This is a genomic window from Clostridium porci (genome assembly GCF_009696375.1).
GTDB lineage: Bacteria > Bacillota > Clostridia > Lachnospirales > Lachnospiraceae > Enterocloster > Enterocloster porci.
In genome coordinates this window covers 27,147-46,700 of the sequence record NZ_VUMD01000014.1, presented here as the reverse complement: position 1 = coordinate 46,700, position 19,554 = coordinate 27,147, and the positions used below count along the sequence as shown (strand labels likewise).

At 47.6% G+C, this 19,554-nt stretch carries 19 protein-coding genes and 2 pseudogenes; all 21 read right to left on the bottom strand.

Annotation, left to right across the window (positions count from 1 at the left end; genetic code table 11):
- Window positions 1-49: 49 nt before the first annotated feature.
- A pseudogene (locus FYJ39_RS21550) lies at window positions 50-1,096 on the bottom strand (type IV secretory system conjugative DNA transfer family protein); the annotation flags it as partial.
- Window positions 1,093-1,593, bottom strand: a complete 501-nt coding sequence (locus FYJ39_RS14815) for a PcfB family protein (protein WP_154473236.1) — start codon at window positions 1,591-1,593, stop codon at window positions 1,093-1,095. The pseudogene FYJ39_RS21550 and the gene FYJ39_RS14815, both read right to left, overlap by 4 nt.
- Window positions 1,594-1,681: 88 nt before the next feature.
- Window positions 1,682-2,428, bottom strand: coding sequence for a BRO family protein (locus FYJ39_RS14810; RefSeq protein ID WP_154473235.1), 747 nt, complete (start codon window positions 2,426-2,428; stop codon window positions 1,682-1,684).
- Window positions 2,429-2,462: 34 nt separating this feature from the next.
- Entirely contained in the window at window positions 2,463-3,341 is an 879-nt protein-coding gene (locus FYJ39_RS14805; RefSeq protein WP_154473234.1) for a DUF6017 domain-containing protein, read from the bottom strand.
- 66 nt (window positions 3,342-3,407) lie between these two features.
- Entirely contained in the window at window positions 3,408-3,596 is a 189-nt protein-coding gene (locus tag FYJ39_RS14800; protein ID WP_154473233.1) for a hypothetical protein, read from the bottom strand.
- A gap of 33 nt (window positions 3,597-3,629) precedes the next feature.
- Entirely contained in the window at window positions 3,630-3,905 is a 276-nt protein-coding gene (locus FYJ39_RS14795) for a DUF5720 family protein (protein WP_154473232.1), read from the bottom strand.
- A gap of 11 nt (window positions 3,906-3,916) precedes the next feature.
- Complete coding sequence (locus FYJ39_RS14790) at window positions 3,917-4,885, bottom strand: ParB/RepB/Spo0J family partition protein (RefSeq protein ID WP_154473231.1); 969 nt, start codon at window positions 4,883-4,885, stop codon at window positions 3,917-3,919.
- Window positions 4,842-4,968 (bottom strand): annotated as a pseudogene (locus tag FYJ39_RS14785) (ParA family protein); the annotation flags it as partial. The gene FYJ39_RS14790 and the pseudogene FYJ39_RS14785, both read right to left, overlap by 44 nt.
- Before the next feature lie 727 nt (window positions 4,969-5,695).
- A complete protein-coding gene (locus tag FYJ39_RS14780) occupies window positions 5,696-6,424 on the bottom strand; it encodes a LytR/AlgR family response regulator transcription factor (protein WP_154473230.1) in 729 nt (242 codons plus the stop codon).
- 62 nt (window positions 6,425-6,486) lie between these two features.
- Entirely contained in the window at window positions 6,487-6,780 is a 294-nt protein-coding gene (locus FYJ39_RS14775; protein ID WP_154473229.1) for a hypothetical protein, read from the bottom strand.
- A gap of 29 nt (window positions 6,781-6,809) precedes the next feature.
- Window positions 6,810-8,072 carry a chloride channel protein gene (locus FYJ39_RS14770; RefSeq protein ID WP_154473228.1) on the bottom strand — a complete coding sequence of 421 codons (1,263 nt, stop codon included), beginning with the start codon at window positions 8,070-8,072 and terminating at the stop codon, window positions 6,810-6,812.
- Window positions 8,073-8,191: 119 nt separating this feature from the next.
- Window positions 8,192-9,415, bottom strand: coding sequence for a threonine ammonia-lyase (gene ilvA, locus FYJ39_RS14765; RefSeq protein ID WP_154473271.1), 1,224 nt, complete (start codon window positions 9,413-9,415; stop codon window positions 8,192-8,194).
- A gap of 86 nt (window positions 9,416-9,501) precedes the next feature.
- Window positions 9,502-10,428 carry a signal recognition particle-docking protein FtsY gene (ftsY, locus tag FYJ39_RS14760; RefSeq protein WP_154473227.1) on the bottom strand — a complete coding sequence of 309 codons (927 nt, stop codon included), beginning with the start codon at window positions 10,426-10,428 and terminating at the stop codon, window positions 9,502-9,504.
- 100 nt (window positions 10,429-10,528) lie between these two features.
- Window positions 10,529-14,086 carry a chromosome segregation protein SMC gene (gene smc, locus FYJ39_RS14755; RefSeq protein WP_154473226.1) on the bottom strand — a complete coding sequence of 1,186 codons (3,558 nt, stop codon included), beginning with the start codon at window positions 14,084-14,086 and terminating at the stop codon, window positions 10,529-10,531.
- Window positions 14,077-14,796: a ribonuclease III gene (gene rnc / locus FYJ39_RS14750; RefSeq protein WP_154473225.1), complete on the bottom strand. Its 720-nt coding sequence runs from the start codon at window positions 14,794-14,796 to the stop codon at window positions 14,077-14,079. Before rnc ends, smc begins: the two co-directional genes overlap by 10 nt.
- Before the next feature lie 159 nt (window positions 14,797-14,955).
- Complete coding sequence (acpP, locus tag FYJ39_RS14745) at window positions 14,956-15,186, bottom strand: acyl carrier protein (RefSeq protein WP_154473224.1); 231 nt, start codon at window positions 15,184-15,186, stop codon at window positions 14,956-14,958.
- Between the two features lie 30 nt (window positions 15,187-15,216).
- On the bottom strand, window positions 15,217-16,233 hold the full coding sequence (gene plsX, locus FYJ39_RS14740; protein WP_154473223.1) for a phosphate acyltransferase PlsX: 1,017 nt from the start codon (window positions 16,231-16,233) through the stop codon (window positions 15,217-15,219).
- Window positions 16,234-16,337: 104 nt separating this feature from the next.
- Window positions 16,338-16,871 (bottom strand): cysteine hydrolase family protein, encoded by a 534-nt coding sequence (locus tag FYJ39_RS14735; protein ID WP_154473222.1) that lies wholly within the window; start codon window positions 16,869-16,871, stop codon window positions 16,338-16,340.
- Window positions 16,872-16,882: 11 nt separating this feature from the next.
- Window positions 16,883-17,623 carry an NUDIX hydrolase gene (locus FYJ39_RS14730; protein ID WP_154473221.1) on the bottom strand — a complete coding sequence of 247 codons (741 nt, stop codon included), beginning with the start codon at window positions 17,621-17,623 and terminating at the stop codon, window positions 16,883-16,885.
- A 256-nt stretch (window positions 17,624-17,879) separates the two neighbouring features.
- Window positions 17,880-18,752, bottom strand: a complete 873-nt coding sequence (locus FYJ39_RS14725) for a YitT family protein (protein ID WP_154473220.1) — start codon at window positions 18,750-18,752, stop codon at window positions 17,880-17,882.
- A gap of 4 nt (window positions 18,753-18,756) precedes the next feature.
- Complete coding sequence (locus FYJ39_RS14720; protein ID WP_154473219.1) at window positions 18,757-19,503, bottom strand: copper homeostasis protein CutC; 747 nt, start codon at window positions 19,501-19,503, stop codon at window positions 18,757-18,759.
- Window positions 19,504-19,554 lie beyond the last annotated feature (51 nt).

Here is a 19,554-nt window from a genome sequence, read left to right as displayed (position 1 = left end):
CTTTCTTCGATTTTAGGTTATGTGTTCTAAGAGACTTCTCACTTGCTTGATTAAGAAGTCTCTTAGAGCATACAACACCCGCTGCCAGCTTGTATTTCTTATATTGCCGGACCGCGAAGTGGTTGGGCTTTTCCGCTTCCAGCGCATCAAACATCAGGTCAACGGGGTTCTTAAATTCTTCATCGTCCTCCCGGACCTCCATCGCATTGATAAACTCGATGAGGGTAGAGAAATTCTGTTCCTCCATCGGAGCCTCGTAGTGGATATACCCAATCAACGCGCAGTACAGCAGTGTCTCGGCCTTCACCCAAAAATCATCACCGGCTTTGCCCTCTCCCTTGGTATTTGCTATTAAAGTCGTAACCAGCTTCAAGATGTCTTTTTCGCTGTGAATATACGAAAAAGGATTGTAGTGCATGGACTTCTTGAAGTTGATGGTATTGAGGACCTTAATGCGGTACGGCTCATAGATAACCTTTCCATGCTTGTCCTTCATGGGCTTTCCGTCTTTCCCCAGCTTGGGTGCGCCCCGCTGAAGCATTTTCCCGCACTCCACCAAAATGGTTCCTTTCGGGTCTGTGACTACATAGGACGAGTGCATCTGCATCAAATTCGGTTTGAGCCAGAAGCGGGTCTTACCGGAACCGGAGCCGCCGATCACCAGCACATTTTTGTTTCTGGCGGTCTTGGGGGCCTTGGGGCGACTGTTCATGGTCAGGCTCTCGGTTTTGGTCAGAAGCATATTGTTCTGGAATACCGGGTCGATGTAGGGTGCAATATCCTCATGGGTGCCCCAGCGGGCGGAGCCGTACTCCATGCCATGCCGGTATTTCTTGGCATTTTTGCTTTTCAGGTATACGGCCAGCCGCAGGCCAGCGCCGCAGCACAGGCCCACCAGCAGATCCAGCGGGTGCAGGCTGGGCCACCAGCTGGCCAGCGCCACCGGCAGCATGGAGAAACACGAGAGTATTTTTGCCGACGCGTCCGCGCCCACAGCTGTACGCCACGCTTCTCCGAAGTTTGTGGCAAATAAGCCCATCAGGATATAGGGCAGGTTCAGCAAAACGAGCTTTTTGATGTTCAGCTGTTTTTTCATCGTTCCAGCTCCTTTCGCTTGGTGCGGTCCACCACGGCATTTTTGACCAGCTCTTTGAAATGGTTCAGCTTTGCCAACACGGACGGGCGCTCTGTTTTCTCTGCCTTTTTGACTTTTTTGCCGGTGTACTCGGTGAAAGCAGCGGTCAGCGCATCCGTATCCCGTCCTTTGAAAAAAATCAGGTATTTAGGCGGGGAGCTACTACGGTCTTTCTTCACCGCATAATCCACGCCATATTTCCGGGCTATTTTCTCAAACTCCTTGATGGAGAGGTCGGTGATCTCGATGCTGGATACGCCCTGGTTCTGACCAACGAGCTGCTTGACCGTCTGTTTGCCCTGGGACTTCACAGGTGCGTCACGGCTTCTCTGCTTTTGTAGCTTCTTTTCCTTGCGGTGGGCAAGGTATTTACAAATGGCAGCCTTAAACAGCCGCCCGGTAAACTTTGTTCCGCTGACTACCAGCGTTAAAGTTCTGTTTTCCACTTCTTCCTGCATGGGATAACGCCTCCTTCCACGGATTTTGCAGGGATGCTTCAAAAAATCTAAGGCGGGACTACCAGCCGCCGAAGAAGATAACGGGTCATCATATCATCATCAGGATGCTGTCCCGCTGCTGGGCAAAGTAGAGCTTGCCCTGGGGCGTGACCAGCGTGTAGGAACCGGTATGACCGTGGTTGCAGTAGTCTTTAACGCAAAACAGCCCTGCATTTTTCACATTGGCATAAGGTAGCACATTGCCGGATGCCGTGCGGTACACAAACCTCCGTTCTATCAGAAACCGGACAAACCGGCGCTCCGGAACATCCAACTCTTTGGCGGTAGTCCTGAGATTGGTGCTGTTTTTTAAGTCGATGAACAGGTCATAGAAAGCGGCTTTGCCCTCCAGCTGTGCATTTGCCTTACGCAGAGAAATATTCGTTTCACGCTCAGCCAACAAGTCTGAGCAGAGCTTCATCAGAGCTTCCGGGGAAGTGGCTACCTCCCACAGCTTCTCTTTCGTGAGATAGGCCCCGTGCTTACGAATGGTAGGCAGAACCTCATCAAACACCCACCGTTCAAACCGTTCTGCCGATGGCAATTTGCTGTGAACAATCAGGCGGTATAGATCACCTTCGGGAATAAAAGTCATATCTATGTTGTACTCAGGGTTCTGAGGATGAGGTACGCCCCGTTTTAGGGCGTACCGGCAATGACTGTTGATAGCATTTCTGGGTTTTGCATAACCTAAAGCTGTTGCAATATCCAAACCGCAGAACAGGTATTTGCCGTTTTCTTCGATGACCCGGATACTGCCAAACTCCGGGTTTTTGAAAATTTCCATCTGGTTCATGTCGTGCCTCCTTTGGCATGATAAAAGGCGGACTTTACCAGCCGCCTGCGTTCATGTCGTGATTCACTTGTACGGTGCAGTGATTGTTCATGGTGGTGGGCGCGTTAAACAGCACCGCCAGCAGATATTGCTTCATGTTGCGGACCTCAGTGGTGTTTTTCTGCAAGCTGTCCATGACATACCGGATATGCTCGCTGTCCAGCTTCAGGAATTTGGAACGCACAACCTCATGGAGATAATCGCTGCGGCAAATCCGGGTTGTCTGCCGCTTGGCGCAGACTGTCTCCACAATCAAATCCACGATTTCGTCCAAATCCTCCCGATAAGTGGCAAACTCCCTGCACAGATAGTCATACTCGATGTTCTCCAAAATCAATTCACGATAATTTTCCATCTCGGAGACAGACATCGCATCCCTTCCTTTCCGTTCCGGCGGTCTTGCCGCCGTTTTCTCCCGGAAGGGAATGGAATCGGTACTTGATCCATCCGTACTTGATTTTTGAGTATTGGATTTCTCTATATTTAATTCTGCGGGCTTTTCCGTATCCGGTTTGTCCATATACGGGTTTTCCGTATCTGGTGAAGCCGTATCCGGCTGGGGCGTATCCGGGTTCTTCGGCTGTGGCTGCTCGTATATGACATACTCGGTGTCGCTGATCCGGCCCTGCCGGTCACGCAGCTGGTGGCGGACAATGTACCCGGCAGTTTCCAGTTCCCGCAGCGCCCCGCCGATAGCGTCCACGCCCTCTTTGCAGATTTTGGCAAGCCCTCTGGTGGTGTAGTTCCAATCCTCCGGTAAGGACAGCATCATGGAGAGCAGCCCTTTGGCTTTGAGGGACAATTTTTCATTTCTCAGATGATGATTGCTCATCACGGTATAATCTCTGGTCCGTTCAATGCGGAATACGGCCATTGACCTCACTCCTTCCAAATTTCTCAGGGTATAAAAAGCCACAATCCCGTAAAAGAATTGTGGCAGTTACTTTTTTTCATATTTTCTTGCGTGAAACCAAAACGCCGGTCTTTGCGGTCTCGGCTTGGAAAATGGTTCCGGTTCCTGAGAAAATGGGAGGGTCTGCAAAACGCGGTCAATCTCCGCAGATTCCATATCATGCTGGGAACTGTAATCCTCTCGGATGGCTTCCCGGATTTCCTTTACAGTACACATATTCATTCCTTTCCTTTCGCAGTAATCATTTGTTTATAAGTGGCGGCGGCGCTTGTCCGGCTTAAAATCGAGGATATGACCCTCAATAACGCGGGCGTACCGCTTAATTTTGATTTCCCGGCGCTGCTGGCTGAGTAACGTGGCCTGATAGCCGCCCTCTGTGAGAAACAGCCGCATTTCATCCCCGGGGCTGCCGTAGGAACAGGGACGCAGGACGGAAAACTCGATCATCCGGCGGGTGTTGTCTCTAAAACGCTCCACGGCAAGAATGTTATGTCCTTTCAGTTCCCTGGCGGAAATATCCCTCATAGGCGCTCCTTTCATCGTTCCTGGTCTCTTTGACGCTTTCTCTGCCACTGTTCCAGCAGCTTGATAATGGTTTCCTGCATCTTGGCAGGGGTGTAGCTCTTGGGAAAATACTTCCGCAGGGTGTCCGAGGTAAATGTCACCTTGTCCAGATCGCTTTTCTTTTCCCCGCCCATGATGGCCCGCATTACATCAATGTTCAAATGCCCCTCCTGGCTGAATTTTTTGAGCCGCTGTGCTTGGGAAAGGGAGGGGGTAGCCTGTTCGCTATCTATTGCATCCAACAGGTCTACCTGTTCTTCCTTTTTGAGAAAGGACAGCTCATACGCCGGATTAAAGGCGATTTTCTTCTCATCCACCATATCCAGAAGTTCGGGGATCAGCTCGGTTAATCGGATATAACGCATGATCTGAATGCCGCTTTTCTCCCCAGCATCTTTGGCCACCTTGTCACGGGCACTCAACTTCTGTTCGACTTGAACAGAAGTCAGGTCTGTTCTTGCTCCCTGATGTTTGATGGCCTCTAACTTCATGCGATAAGCCCATGCTTTTTCACTGGGCATAACTTTCTCGCGCTGGATATTAGCATCTACCATCTCTATAACCGCTTCTTCATCGGTCATATCCCGGATTATGACTGGCATATCCTCCAAACCTGCCAACTCGCTGGCTCGGTGGCGGCGATGGCCAGAAATAATCTCATAGCCCCCATCCGGGTCAGGGCGCACAAGGCCAGGCGCACGAACACCGCGCTTTTTAACACTATCCAGCGTTTCCTGCATCTTGGGGTCATCATCCTTAAAACGGTAAGGCTGACCTGTAAATGGTATCTCGGTCTGCATAGCCGGATACCCTTTAAAATAGTGCAGTTGTGTAAGGGGGATACGGACAACTCGCTCCTCGCTGGCTTCCTGACGCTCCTGCTCCGTGGTAAAAAGATTATCTACCGGTGCCAGCTCTATTTTTTTCTCGCTGCTTTTCAAGTTTTATCACCTCCCGGGTCAGATTTTTGTAGCCCTCAGCCACCTTACCGCCGGGGGGCATAGGCAAAAATGCTCTTGCCATCCTCCTGCGCTGTAAAAATAGACCGCTACCGGCCTTGGCTGAATGAACCATTTAAAGGCTCGATCGCTGCTGGATATAAAATACATAGGCCGTCACCTTGCTGCTCTTGGGTAAAAAGAAAAGCCGCGGACTTTTTCAAAATCTGCGGCTTAGCTGGGAAACAGAAAAAGGCGCTGTCATACTTGATAACCCCCTGTTTCTGTCTGATTATTCAGTTATTTTGATCTGCCCCGTTTTCCGCTGCCTTAAAAACATTGATTTTACTAGTTCTTTTCATGTTTTCTTATAGCAACGCTCTTTTTGCGGTGTTGTATTCGGTTGTTTGATGTGTCCTGTTTAGGTGGTAGGCTTCACGGGAAGAAATAGCGTGTCAAGGCTCAATCCGAATGTAGTAAATCGGTAGTAAATTCGGTGTCCCTATCCCGTGATTTGCCCGTATTCATGGGCTTTTTCGAGATAATCAGAGTTGTTAAATAAAAACATAAATCCATTCATTCAATTTCTTTGACACAATCCGGTCTATTTCGACATAATCCGGTTATGATAAGCAGTAAATTATACTTTTATGAAAGATTGACAAAGAACAACGTCAGACAGCTGCTCCATATGCCAGTGCAACTGGAAACGAAAACGATAGAAAACAGACCATAGCTTTTATAAAACCATAGTCTTTCCAGAAAAAACCTCAGACCAATATATACACCTGCATTTTGAGAGGCTATTATACACTATAAATATTCATGCCGCCTTTTGTTATAGAAATCCATAGCGTCCCTAACCTTTTTCCTCCTGTCTTTTCCCAAGGGAACTCTCAATTCTCCTTCTAATATCACATCCAGTTTTTCAACAGCTAAAATATGCTCCTGATTAACCAAATAGCTTTTATGTACTCTGATAAAATCATATTTTTCAAATTCCTTTTCTATTGACTGCAAGCTCCCGTACAGCCGGTAATCTTTACCCTCCACCGTTCTTAACGTCAGCTTGTGACCACTGCATTCTATATATAGAATTTCCTTTATAAAAACATTTTTATATCCAAACCCTTGCTTTATCCTGTACCAGATTGTCCTTTGACTTGTAAGCTTAAGATACTTTAGCAATGCTTTCTCCATATCCTGCTCTAAAGTATTTTTTCGTATAAACCATAAAGGCATATGCTCAAAGGTATCAAATACATACCGTTCATGTCCTGACACAAAAATCAGCTTTAGTTTAGGATTACTAACACGCAGCCGCCTGGCTAGTTCCAAACCGCCGCATTCCGGCATCACGATATCCAAAAAAAGAAGATCGTAAGGATTGGTACAGTGTGATTGATAAAGGCTATTTCCATCAGAAAATAAGCTGATGTCCATATCATTGCCTGTCCAGAACTCCTGGATCGCTTTCCTTATTTTCTGCAAATCGGATGGCTGGTCATCACAAACAGCCACTCTTATCTTTTCTAATTTCATCAAATGTTTTCTCCATTGGTATCTGAGCAGCCTTCACTGCCAGGTAATTTCTCCATCTCCCTCTATCCCCGGCTCACTGCCTTCCACCGGAGCTGCTGGCTCTCAAACTGCTCATTGATCCACTCCACTCCTTTTGAAAGTCCATCTGCATCAAATTCCAGAAAGGTTTCCGTTTTTTCATCCTGAGGAGTAGCGTCATAACCATATGGCTCCGGCCAAACTGTCACCTTAAGCTTAGGTCTTTCCTCTCCGTCCAGTTCTGCTTTCTCCATCCGGAAACGCATCCCCTGATGGCTGCCTGTAAACTTCTCCTTTTTTAAATAATTAATCGGCATAAAATCTTTTAATTCCAGCATCCGTCTCTCCCTGTTTGTTATATTTGTTCTCAATGGGATCTTCTGTTAATAAACTCTGTTTTCGTTTTAGAATAGACAAATTTCTGACTTGCGTAAAGGCCATAATATCCGGACAGAGCAAAGGAAACTGCGATAATAATAGAAAAATATTCCATTCCCTCATATCCAAACAGCTCCAGGGCAATAATCAGAGATGTAATAGGGCAGTTCGTTACGCCCGCAAACAGAGCCGCCATACCGCAGGCAGAGCAGAGGGAAGGAGAAAAATCCATGAATCTTCCCATTGCACAGCCAAAAGCTGCCCCCACGCACAGAGTCGGTACAATTTCACCTCCCTTAAATCCGGCTCCCAGGGTAACAGCCGTAAATATCATTTTGAGGAAAAATGCCTCATACTGCGCCTTGCCTTCTATGCTGGATTCAATCAGCTGCATGCTGCTGCCGCAGTACTCCCTGGTTCCCGCTAAAAGGGTAAGAACGATGAAAATACCGCTGGCAGCCAGAATACGTATATACGGATTGGGAAAAAACCTGCGGTATCCATATTCCGAGTAGTGAAGCATAATGCAAAACACAATGCTTACTCCCGCACACAGAATCCCCAGGATTACAATCAGAGCAGCCGTTCCTATGGTAACAGGAGGAATGGAGCCTATAAGAAAGCGTTCCCCTGACAGTCCGGCTACTCTGGCAATTCCGACTCCGATATAAGCGGAAAAGATACAAGGCACCAGAGCTGCGTAGTACAGCACTCCTATGCTTACCACCTCCAGTGAAAATACGCCCGCAGCTACAGGCGTACCGAAAAGAGCCGCAAATACGGCGCTCATGCCGCACATAATTGCAATCTTCTCATCCTTTTCATCCAGGCGCATCACATGGCCCAGAGAATTGCCGATGCTCCCTCCCAGCTGCAAAGCAGCTCCCTCCCTGCCGGCGGAGCCTCCTGTAAGATGGGTCAAAATGGTGGATACGAAAATCAGCGGTCCCGTAGCAGCCGTCACCTTTTCATTAGAGGAAATGGCGTCAATCACCATGTTTGTCCCCCGGTTCCCTTCCTCATGAAAGGTTCTGTACATCCATATAATCAGAAGTCCTGCCGCCGGCAGATAAAAAAGCATATAACGATTGCTCAGCCTGAAATCTGTGGCCCAGGCTACACCATAGGAAAATATAGTCCCTGCCACTCCTCCGATGCTTCCGATCAACACGGAAATCAACAGCCATTTAAAAAAATAATGAAGGTTTGCAAGCAAGCCCGCTTTTATCTCTGATGCCTTGACATTTTTCATTTGCTCCGCTTCCTCCGTAATTTCTTCTTCCAGCACATGTAACGGTAAGATATCCCATACCGCAGCCTGCCGTCAGCCTGTGATATGGGATATCCTGTCTCCCGGCTTTATGTATATTTCTAAACCTCGCTGTAGGTCCCTTTCACCTTAACCAGCTTTGGACGATAGCCTGCGTCTGTTAAAGCCGTTACGATTTGTTTCTTGTGCTCCGTCCCGAAAGCCTCCATGGTAATCCGAAGCTCCACGGCTGCATTACGGTTAATGCTGATAAACTGGTTGTGCTCCAGCTTAATAATATTTCCCTGCTCTCTGGCTAACAGAGAGGATACCCTAGCAAGCTCTCCCGGCTTATCAGGAAGCAGAACGGACACAGTAAATACCCGGTCTCTTTGAATCAGCCCATGCTGCACAATGGATGACATTGTAATAACGTCCATATTGCCGCCGCTTAGGATGGACACAATTTTCTTTCTCTGCACATTCAGATGCTTTAATGCAGCTACTGTCAGAAGCCCGGAGTTCTCCACGATCATTTTGTGATTCTCCACCATATCCAAAAAGGCAACGATTAGCTCGCTGTCCTCTATGGTAATAATATCATCTATATTCGCCTGAATATAAGGGAACAGCTTTTCTCCCGGACGTTTTACAGCCGTACCGTCCGCAATCGTATTGACATCAGGAAGAGTCATTATCTTTCCTGCGCGGAGAGACTCCTGCATACAGTTAGCTCCTGACGGCTCCACTCCGATCACCTTAATCTTGGGATTTAAAAGCTTTGCCAGGACAGAAACTCCCGTACACAGTCCGCCGCCGCCGATGGGAACCAGTATGTAATCCACAGTGGGAAGCTCCTTAATGATCTCCATAGAGATGGACCCCTGTCCCGTAGCTACATCCAAATCATCAAAGGGATGTATAAAGGTAAGCCCCTGCTCCTTTGCAAGCTTGTAGGCATAATCACAGGCCTCGTCAAATACGTCTCCCTCCAGCACCACCTGAGCGTTGTAATTCTTGGTGCGGTTTACCTTCATAAGCGGGGTGGTAGTAGGCATCACCACCGTTGCCTTTACTCCCGCCAGCTTTGCAGCATAGGCAACACCCTGGGCATGGTTTCCCGCAGACGCAGTAATAAGCCCCTTAGCCTTCTCCTCCTGGCTTAAAGTACTGATCTTATAGTAGGCTCCCCTTACCTTATATGCGCCTGTATACTGCATATTCTCCGGTTTAAAATACACTCTGTTGCCGGTCTGAGCCGAAAAATATTCGCTGTATATAAGCTTTGTCTCCAGAGTAACCTCTTTGACAATCTCCGAGGCCTCCTCAAACTTCTCCAATGTCAACTCTTCCACTATATCAGAACCTTCTTTCCCTTACGTTTCCCTCTACTATATCACGTTACTGTATTAAATTCAACAACAGATTATTCCTAAATGTTAAACAGGGCTTTGACAAAATCATCTGCATTAAACTTCTGCAAATCATCAATCTGCTCTCCAATGCCGATATATTTCACAGGAAGCCCCAGCTCCGACTGAATTGCCACCGCAATCCCTCCCTTAGCAGTTCCGTCCAGCTTTGTAAGGATAATGCCTGTAATATCGGCCACCTCCATAAACTGGCGGGCCTGTGCCAGGGCGTTCTGTCCCGTAGTTCCGTCCAGCACAACCAGCGTTTCCCTGTAAGCGCCGGGATACTCCTTATCGATAATCCGGTTAATCTTCTTAAGCTCCTCCATCAGGTTTTTCTTATTATGAAGGCGGCCTGCTGTATCGCAGATCAGCACATCCGCTTTTCTTGATTTGGCCGCAGCTACTGCATCGTAGATAACAGCTGCCGGATCGGAGCCCTCCTGCTGTGCGATAATATCCACTCCTGCCCTTTTGGCCCACTCTGTCAGCTGATCAATGGCAGCCGCACGGAATGTATCCGCCGCAGCCAGAATCACCTTATGTCCAGAGTCCTTAAGCTGGCCTGCCAGCTTTCCTACAGAGGTGGTCTTTCCAACTCCGTTAACGCCGATCACCAGTACGACAGAGCGCTTATGCTCAAACTCATAAGCATTTTCCCCAAGATCCATCTGGGCCTTAATGCTGTTAATCAGAAGCTCCTTGCACTCCTCAGGCTCCTTAATATGCTGCTCCTTAACCTTCCGGCGCAAATCCTCTACTATGGACATGGTGGTCTGGATTCCCAAATCTCCCATGATCAGCGTTTCTTCTATCTCCTCGTAAAACTCATCATCAATGGCGGAAAAGCCACTGAAGATTGAGTCAATTCCTGATACAATATTATTTCTGGTTTTGGTCAGTCCCTCTACCAAACGCCCGAAAAAGCCCTTCTTTCCATCAGCCATAGCTTAACTCCTCACTTCTCCTACATTCATTGTTATCGTCCGGGATGCCATGTTTATCTGGCAACAACGGCCAAGTGCTCATAGCATACCACATTCCTAATTATTTATCCAGGCTATCCTCAATTAAATTTACGGAAACCAGCGTGGATACGCCCTTTTCCTGCATAGTGATGCCATAAAGCCGGTCTGCCGAAACCATGGTTCCCCTCCTGTGGGTAATGACAATAAACTGGGTATTCTTAATCAGCTTGTGCAGATAGCCCGCAAACCTGTCCACGTTGGAGTCGTCCAGAGCTGCTTCTATCTCGTCCAGAAGGCAGAAGGGAGACGGCTTTAGGTTTTGTATTGCAAAAAGCAGGGAAATAGCTGTAAGGGCCTTTTCTCCACCGGAAAGCTGCATCATATTCTGAAGCTTCTTACCTGGTGGCTGTGCTATAATCTGAATACCTGATTCCAGAATATCCGTTTCCATCAATTCCAGAGTTCCCCGGCCTCCTCCGAACAGCTCCTTAAATACCTTGTCAAACTCCGCCCTTATTTCCCCGAATTTTTCCTGGAACTGACGGCGCATGCCTGCATCCAGTTCCTCAATAATCTTCTCCAGCTCTGCCTGAGCCTGGGTTAGATCCTCATACTGCTCTTTTAAGAACTCATAGCGCTGGGAAATTTCCTTATAATCCTCAATGGCGTTTATATTAATATTCCCCAGTCCCTTGATCCGGTTCTTCAAATCCTCTATCTGCTTTTTTACCTGGGGGATGGCCTGGTATTCCTCCCGCTTTAGCTCCTGGGCTGTAGAGAATGTCATCTCATATTCAGTCCACATATAGGAGGTGAAGGTCTCAAGGCGCTCCTCCAGCTTCTCCTCCTGAGCCTGAACACGAAACATGTCCTTGTCCAGCTCTGACAGCCTTCCTGTAAGCTCTTCTCTTCGGGAAAACAGCTCTTTCTGACGTCCTGTAAGCGCCTCCTTTTGGACAAACTGAGCTTCGATTGCCAGCTTCAGCTCCTCCATATGGATTTCTCCTTTGTCCATCAGCTCTTTCAGCCTTTCGATTTCCCTTCGCTTTCCCTCAATAATCTGCCCAGAGCTTCCGCTTCCCTTCTCCAGGGAGTCAAGCTCTTCATTCAGCTTATCGATCTCTTTGCAGACGCGATCTGCATTTTCCCTTATAAAGTCCTGTTTTTGGCGAAGGTTTGCAGTTTCCAGCTGCGCCTTGGACAAATCTGCTCCATAAGTTTCCCGAACCTGTCTGGCCTCCTCCAAAAGAGCCGTATTCTCGTCTATTTCCCGGCTGGTATTTTGATTAAGAAGCTCTAGCTTAGCGGCATCCTCCTCCAACGTATTCTTGCTGGCAGCTATCTCCTTGGCCTGTTCCTCCAGCTGCCCGTGCTCCCGCACCAAATCCACTGAAGCCTCTGCAATGTCCCTCTTCTTATCCTCCAGCTGGGAAAGGTTCATATGTATCGTGTTTTCCTTCAAGGCCAGAGCCTGAATATCTGCCTTTAACTGCTCCAGACCCTCCTTTTTTTCAGCAGCCCCACGCTCTTTCAAAGCTAGCTCCTTCTGAAGCTGCTCCACCCTTGCCAGAGCCTTGCCGCATTGCTCCTCCAGCTCCTCGATCTCCCGGCGCCGTCCCAGAAGGTTGCTGGAATTTTTAAAAGCTCCGCCTGTCATGGAACCGCCGGCGTTTAAAAGCTCCCCTTCCAGCGTTACAATCCTCAGGCTGTATTTATACCTTCGGGCCAGGGCAACGGCATGATCGATGGTGTCAGCCACTACCACCCGGCCCAGGAGATACCTAACCAGCCCCTCATATGGCGGCTCCGCCTGTACCAGGTCGCTTGCCAGGCCCAAAACCCCTGGTTCCTTAAGGGCGCCGGGCTGGCTGAAATTCTGACTGCCGTTTATGCTGGTGAGGGGCAGGAAGGTTACTCTTCCATACTTGTTCTTTTTCAGATATTCAATGAGACGCTTGGCCGTTTCCTCAGAATCGGTAACTACATTCTGGATACTGCCGCCCAATGCCGTCTCTATGGCAGTCTCATACTTACGCTGGGTTGTTATCAGATCCGCCACAACGCCGTGGATACCGCGAACCCGATCCCTGACCTCCATCACCCGGCGAATGCTGTTGCCATATCCATCGTAGCGCTCTGCCAGATTTTTAAGGGATTCCAGTCTGGTATGGGCCATATGATACTCCTGCTGGGTATCATTTAAGCTGCGGTTTAGCTGTCTTGCCTCCTCATCGGCTTCTTTTAAAGCAGCCTCTGTATTCTGAGCCTGGATCTGGCAGCTTTCCAGACTTTTCCGAATTTCTGAAAGAGCGGACTGCTCCCTGTCTATCAGCTCCTCCTGAACAGATTCGTCGCTTTTAAATTTAAGAAGCTTCTGGGACACCTCGCTCCGCCTTACGTTTACCTGCTCAAGCATGGTTTCATACCGCTGCTGTTTTGCAGTCAGGGACGCCCTCTCATTCAAAGCCTGAATGATACCTCCCTTGGCCGTTTCAATGTCCAAGTCCAAGCGTTTTATCAGCTCATCCTGGGCGCTTAAAAGCTCCTGAGCCTCCTCCTGACATTCAAGAGCTCTCTTAACCTGGGCGCAGGCATGCTCCAGCTCCTCATCATAGGAAGCAAGCTGATCCCTGCGGTTTTTCAGCTCCTCTGTGATGGCTCCCCTTCGGTTTTTAAGGTGCTCTTCATTCAGCTCCTCCGTATGTATCTGTTCATTTAACACATTAATCTGGCCTTCCAGGCTTCCCCTAAGAACCGTCCCCTGATTCAGTTCATCTCTGCCGGAATTGATACGATCTTCCAGTTCCGACAAATCCCGCTCTAAAGCTTCCTGCTCCGCCTTATATCGCTCTGAGCCTTCCCTGGTTTCCTCCATATCTCCGGCCAGAAGCTCCTTTTTACGTTCCACCTCCTCTAACTGTCTGGAAATACCCTCTGTCTCCATTAAAAACAAATTAGCGTCGCAGATCTTCAGCTCCTCCTTCAGCTGAAGATATTCCTTCGCGGACCTAGACTGACGCTCCAGCGGCCCTACCTGCTTTTCCAGTTCAACCAGTATATCGCTGACACGGATCAGATTTGCCTGCTCGTCCTCCAGTTTCTTTTGCGCTATGTTCTTTCTCCTTTTAAACTTAACGATACCCGCCGCCTCGTCAAATAGCTCCCTGCGTTCCTCTGGTTTTCCGCTTAAAATTTTATCAATCTGTCCCTGGCCAATAATCGAGTAGCCTTCCTTGCCAATACCTGTATCATAGAAAAGCTCACTAATATCCTTAAGCCGGCATATGCTGCCATTGATCATATACTCGCTTTCTCCGGAACGGTACAGCCGCCTGGATACCGTTACCTGGTCATAATCAATCGCCAGCTGGTGATCGCTGTTGTCCAAGGTGATGGCAACATAAGCAAAGCCCTGAGGCTTTCTCAGCTCGGTTCCCGCAAAGATAACGTCCTGCATGCTGGCCCCCCGAAGCTGCTTGATCCTCTGCTCGCCCAACACCCAGCGAACTGCATCCGCCACATTGCTTTTTCCGCTGCCATTCGGACCGACGATACCGGTAATTCCTGTATGGAATTCAAAGATTATTTTGTTGGCAAAGGATTTAAATCCTTGAATTTCAATGCTTTTTAAATACATATGTCACCTGCTGTTTGATTGCTTTCCGCTTTCTTTAACTTTAAAATTCCATTGTAGGCCGCTACCTGCTCTGCCGCCTTTTTGGTGCGCCCTACTCCCCTTCCGATTTCCTGCGCTCCAATCTTAGCGCAGACCTCAAAGGACTTGTTGTGGTCAGGGCCCTCCTCCTTAAGCATTTCATAGGTCAAAGCCTCTCCCTGCCGGCTCTGAACCATTTCCTGCAAGATAGTCTTGCTATCATAAAAGAGCTGCTTGTGTTCCATATCATTTAAAATAAACCCATGAATAAACTCTTTTGCATTAGCAAAACCACCATCCAGATAAACGGCTCCGATTAATGCCTCCAGGGCGTCCGAAACCACGGAGTTCCGGCTCCTTCCGCCTGTGGCGTCCTCTCCCTTGCCAAGATACAGATAGGAGCCAAGACTTAAATCTGCCGCACAATAGGCCAGTGTAGGCTCGCACACAATACTTGCCCGGATTTTTGTCAAATCCCCTTCAGACAGTGTATCATACTTATGAAATAAAAAATCGCTGATTACAATCTCTAAAACCGCATCACCCAAAAACTCCAAACGCTCATTGCACCGGCTGTGATCCAGACGGTGTTCATTTGCATAGGAGCTGTGTGTAAGAGCCTGTACCAGCAGGTTCCGGTTCTTAAAGGTATACCGAATCCTTTCTTCTAATTCGTTTAAATGATTGCTCATGCTGCTTGCCTCCTGACTATGAACGTTTAAGGCCCCTTAAAGGGCCTCCTCCATGAAAACATACTGCTGCGGATCAGCTTTTGACCGCTTAGGGCGGCGGCTAAAAAGCAGAATAAAAACGAACAAAAGGGCTGTGCCTACAGCCCCTGTTCCCATCCATTAATTTAATGCACTTTTAATCTGCTCTACTGCGTCGCCTACGGTTACAATCTGTTCAGCAGCCTCATTTGGAATCTCAATGTCGAACTCCTCTTCAATTCCCATAATAATCTGGAAAATATCCAGAGAGTCCGCACCCAGGTCATCTACGAATGTAGCTGCCATTGTCACTTCCTCTGGCTCAATGTTCAACACTTCAGCTATAATCCCCTGTAATTTTTCAAATTCCATCTCTTAGCTCCTCTTTCTTTTTCATATCTTTTATTCATGTGGTTCTTTGTTTTGCGTACTTAAGGCAGCCTGTATTTTATCATTGATAGCCTGCTCCTTAAATGTCACACACTGGATGATAGAATTGCGCACCTCTGTACGCCTGGAGTTGCCGTGGGTCTTTACTACCAGCCCCTTTAGCCCCAAAAGGGGAGCTCCCCCGTGCTGACTTGCGTCAAAGGACTTCAAGGTTTCCTTAAGCGCCGGCTTTACTAACAGCGCACCGGTTTTGCTCCGCAGAGTGGCCATCATGCCGTCCTTAACCATTCGAATCAGGGACGCCCCCACTCCTTCGTAAAGCTTTAAAATTACATTTCCCACAAATGCTTCACAGACAATGACATCCGCGCCTCCGTGAGGGATCTCTCTGGCCTCAATGCTGCCGGTGAAATTGATCCCCTTACAGGCCTTCAAAAGAGGAAATGTCTCTTTTACCAGTGCATTGCCCTTTTCTTCTTCCGCGCCAATGTTAACGATTGCCACTCTCGGATTTTTCAGCCCCATTACATGCTCCATATAAATAGAGCCCATTTGCGCAAACTGCACCAGATGAGAAGCTCTGGCATCCACATTCGCTCCGCAATCAATCAACAATGATACCCCTTTTTCTGTAGGAATAAGGGGCGCCAGAGGAGGACGTTCCACTCCTTTGATACGTCCCACAATAACCTGACCGCCTACCAGAATGGCTCCTGAGCTTCCTGCCGAAACAAAGGCGTCTGCCTCCCCGGTTTTAACCAGATTCATGCCAACTACGATGGAGGAATCCTTCTTCTTGCGGATAGCGTTCACCGGCGGCTCTTCTGTAGCAATGATCTCTGTGGCATTCACCACCTGAATCCGTTCCTTGCTGAAGGCATACTTGGAAAGCTCCGCCTTCACCTTGTCTTCCTGCCCTACAAGAAGCACCTGAATTTCAGGCTTTGCGCTCACTGCCTCTACCGCTCCCGCGACTATCTCTGACGGAGCATTGTCTCCGCCCATAGCATCCACTGCTACCCTAATCATAAGACTCTCCTTTCGCTCCTGCATAATTTATAATATACTAGATATTATTTCATAAATCAATAGGTTTTTTTGCCTCTTCTGGCCTTTAAAAAACGGATGTTTTCTTATCCTTTAACAATGATCTGGCAGCTTCTCATTACTTCCAGGGCTGCTTCATGTTTTTTAGGTGTGACACCAGCGCAGCCGTTTGCATGCACAATAATCGGCACTTCCGGCAAATATGCTTTTAAAAGAAGGGCATTAGAAATAACGCAAATATCCGTACAAACACCTATCATTTCAATTGATTCAATTTCCTGTTTGATGTGCTCCGCACGCAAATCCACAGCCAGATTTACACTCCCAAAGGTCTCCTTTACATATATCGGAAAATGAGATTTCATCTGCATAGCTTCCAGAGGTTCAATAAAATTCCATCCATCCGAACAGGAAATACAATGCTTTACGGGCAGGAATTTTCCTTCCTGTGTTTCCAGGTAATCACTTTGATGAGAATCTCTTGTTAAGATCACGTTTCCATCAAACTCTTTTACCATATTGACCACGACCGGGACAATATTTCTTGCTTCCGGCGTTCCTAAGGTTCCATATACAAAATCCTCCTGCATATCCACAACAATCAGATATTTTCTTGTCATATTTCCTCCTCCTAACGCTTATAGCGGTAACACCTTGATGGTTTTTTAGAATACTTGGTACTCGTCTGCGGAAGTTCCTCAACTATATCTTCGTTTAAATATTTTGCCTTAAACATCCTATGAAAGTTTCCGCTGTCGAGCGGTTGTCCCTTGATGCATTCATAAATTCCCTTCAGCTCTCCAATCGTAAAGCATTGACGGTTTTCTAAAAGCTGAAACGCCAGATCTGTGTATTCCAATTTTCCAACCAGCCGCCTCAATCCGGTTCGGATAATCTCCTCATGGTCAAACGCCAGGTCTTTTACAGAAATTCTCCTTCCCGTTTCTGTGATAAATTCTAACTCCCGATCGTTTAAAACTATCTGGAAAAATTCTGCATCTGCGGCATCGTCTCCTGCCTTTGGTTTAATATCCGCCTTTGGCGCCAGTGCAACGTAAGCTACGGAAATCACTCTCATCCTGGGATCCCGATTTACCGTTCCGAATGTATACAGCTGCTCCAGATGATAATCACTACACACACCTGTCTCCTCCAATAGCTCTCTCTTTGCTGCCTCATCCAGCGATTCCCTTATTCCCACAAATCCACCCGGCAGCGCCCATTTCCCCAAAAACGGATGTCCGCCGCGCTTAATCAGAAGAAGCTCTATCTTCTGTCCTTTATTGACTGTAAAGATCAGTATATCCACTGTGACAGATGGTTTTTCGTATTTGTTTGGATTATATAAATCCAGGAATTCTTTCTCTGTCATTTATATTCTCCTTTGTTTTTATTGTCTTGTTGACAATTATTATTGTATTAATAATAGTGTTTTTGAGAATATCTGTCAAGTGTATCGCTGCAAAAAATAAAAACTTAATGGGAATAAGAAATATCTGAAATATACTCTCTTGCACTAATTCAGTAAGTACAAGACGTGTAAATTTTATATTAGGCTGCGAGGCGCTGGAGATATTAGAAAAAACAAGAATTACAAAAATGCAATACTACTTGATATACAGCAACATTTATTCGATTGGCGCCTGGTAAAATCCCCCATAAAAATTTTCTGTTTTGACTATATTGACAATGACATGGGGATCCTGTTCCCGCATAAGATGCACAATGTCGTTCACCTCATAGGAGGATACTACAGTGTGAAGCAGATACATTTTCTTGTGACTGTAACCGCCTACTGCATCCACACAGGATATGCCGTGTCTGTATTGTTTTATGTACTGATTTATGATTTCCGGCGCCTTGGTGGTGGTAATCTGCAGTGTAACCCGTTCATACCTGTGATGGAAGGCAGAGATGGCTTTAGTGGATACGAACTGGAACAGGATAGAATATCCTGCATACAGCCATCCGAACATATATCCGAAGATACAGAGAATCACACAGTTGCCTGCAAACACATATTCCCATATGGATCGTCCTGTCTTATTAGACACATACAGGGCGATAAAGTCCGTACCACCGGTCGAAGCATTGCCCCTTAAGGCGATGGCTATGGAAATACCGTACAGAAAGCCGCCAAAGACCACATCCAGAAGCACATCGTTAAACAGCGGTTCAAAGCGGCAGATTTTGAGAAAGAAGCTGGCCAGGAATACCTGCAGCATGGAATAAAAGGTAAAACGCATGCTGATGCTTCTGCAGCAGAGGATGGCCACCGGTATATTGAGAACCAGCATTCCCAGAGAAGTGGAAACACTGTGCCCGTATAGGGAGGCAATCTTGTCTATAAGGATGGCAACTCCGGTAAATCCGCTGGACAAAAGGTTTGCCGGCCTTATGAATGCCTGGATCACATAAGCCTGCAGCAAGGCGGATGCCACCACAGCCAGAATCGTTATGAGCCTTTTCACCAGTAGGCTCCTTTTGTACTTTGCTATCATAGCTCTATCTCCCTAACTCCCCCAGACTGTCTAAAAGCTGACGGACCAGTGTTTCTGACACCACGTCATAGCTGTTTTCATGAGGCGGTTCTGCAAAGCCATAGGTTACTGCGTTGGAAGTGGTGGTGGGATCTGTTATCCAGTCCTTGCAGGAGCTGTGAACCTGCCTGATTCCGGTTTCTTCCATGAGTTTCCTGGCATTGGATGCGTTGATGCCGCTTCCGGCCAGGATTTCGATACAATTCCCATAGGCTGACTGAAGGGCTCCCAACAAAACTTTTCCTTCCACTGCCTTTGGCTTTAAACCGCTGGTCAGCAAACGGTCAGCCCCAAGCTCAATCAGGGTCTCTATGGATTCATAAGGATTGGATGTACAATCAAAGGCCCGGTGGAAGACAGCTTCCTTACCATGGCTGTGGATGATGGAAATTATCCGTGCATTCCTTTCCCTGTCAATGGAGGCATCTGCCCTCAAGCATCCAAAGGCAATACCGTCTGCTCCGTGGCGTACCAGATTCTCACATTCCCTGAGCATCACATTGAAATCTTCTTCGCTGTAACAGAATCCGCCGCCCCTGGGCCGTACCATTGCAATTACTTTTACGTTGCAATGCTCCTTCACAAGCTCCAGGGTCGCTAGGGAAGGCGTCAGCCCACCCATGTTCAGGGCACAATTCAGTTCAATCCGTCCAGCGCCTCCAGACGCCGCCTGCATGGCATCGTAATAGCTGCCGCAGCATATCTCCAACATATTAAAACCTCTCCTTCTTCCTGTCAATCTTTACCTCATTTCGTCGGTACA

What these genes read in the sequence shown, in the direction of transcription:
- FYJ39_RS14815 (WP_154473236.1), bottom strand. Translation starts at nt 1,593, where the DNA reads ATGCAGGAAGAAGTGGAAAACAGAACTTTAACGCTGGTAGTCAGCGGA.
- FYJ39_RS14810 (WP_154473235.1), bottom strand. Translation starts at nt 2,428, where the DNA reads ATGAACCAGATGGAAATTTTCAAAAACCCGGAGTTTGGCAGTATCCGG.
- FYJ39_RS14805 (WP_154473234.1), bottom strand. Translation starts at nt 3,341, where the DNA reads ATGGCCGTATTCCGCATTGAACGGACCAGAGATTATACCGTGATGAGC.
- FYJ39_RS14800 (WP_154473233.1), bottom strand. Translation starts at nt 3,596, where the DNA reads ATGTGTACTGTAAAGGAAATCCGGGAAGCCATCCGAGAGGATTACAGT.
- FYJ39_RS14795 (WP_154473232.1), bottom strand. Translation starts at nt 3,905, where the DNA reads ATGAGGGATATTTCCGCCAGGGAACTGAAAGGACATAACATTCTTGCC.
- FYJ39_RS14780 (WP_154473230.1), bottom strand. Translation starts at nt 6,424, where the DNA reads ATGAAATTAGAAAAGATAAGAGTGGCTGTTTGTGATGACCAGCCATCC.
- FYJ39_RS14775 (WP_154473229.1), bottom strand. Translation starts at nt 6,780, where the DNA reads ATGCTGGAATTAAAAGATTTTATGCCGATTAATTATTTAAAAAAGGAG.
- FYJ39_RS14770 (WP_154473228.1), bottom strand. Translation starts at nt 8,072, where the DNA reads ATGAAAAATGTCAAGGCATCAGAGATAAAAGCGGGCTTGCTTGCAAAC.
- ftsY (WP_154473227.1), bottom strand. Translation starts at nt 10,428, where the DNA reads ATGGCTGATGGAAAGAAGGGCTTTTTCGGGCGTTTGGTAGAGGGACTG.
- smc (WP_154473226.1), bottom strand. Translation starts at nt 14,086, where the DNA reads ATGTATTTAAAAAGCATTGAAATTCAAGGATTTAAATCCTTTGCCAAC.
- rnc (WP_154473225.1), bottom strand. Translation starts at nt 14,796, where the DNA reads ATGAGCAATCATTTAAACGAATTAGAAGAAAGGATTCGGTATACCTTT.
- acpP (WP_154473224.1), bottom strand. Translation starts at nt 15,186, where the DNA reads ATGGAATTTGAAAAATTACAGGGGATTATAGCTGAAGTGTTGAACATT.
- plsX (WP_154473223.1), bottom strand. Translation starts at nt 16,233, where the DNA reads ATGATTAGGGTAGCAGTGGATGCTATGGGCGGAGACAATGCTCCGTCA.
- FYJ39_RS14735 (WP_154473222.1), bottom strand. Translation starts at nt 16,871, where the DNA reads ATGACAAGAAAATATCTGATTGTTGTGGATATGCAGGAGGATTTTGTA.
- FYJ39_RS14730 (WP_154473221.1), bottom strand. Translation starts at nt 17,623, where the DNA reads ATGACAGAGAAAGAATTCCTGGATTTATATAATCCAAACAAATACGAA.
- FYJ39_RS14725 (WP_154473220.1), bottom strand. Translation starts at nt 18,752, where the DNA reads ATGATAGCAAAGTACAAAAGGAGCCTACTGGTGAAAAGGCTCATAACG.
- FYJ39_RS14720 (WP_154473219.1), bottom strand. Translation starts at nt 19,503, where the DNA reads ATGTTGGAGATATGCTGCGGCAGCTATTACGATGCCATGCAGGCGGCG.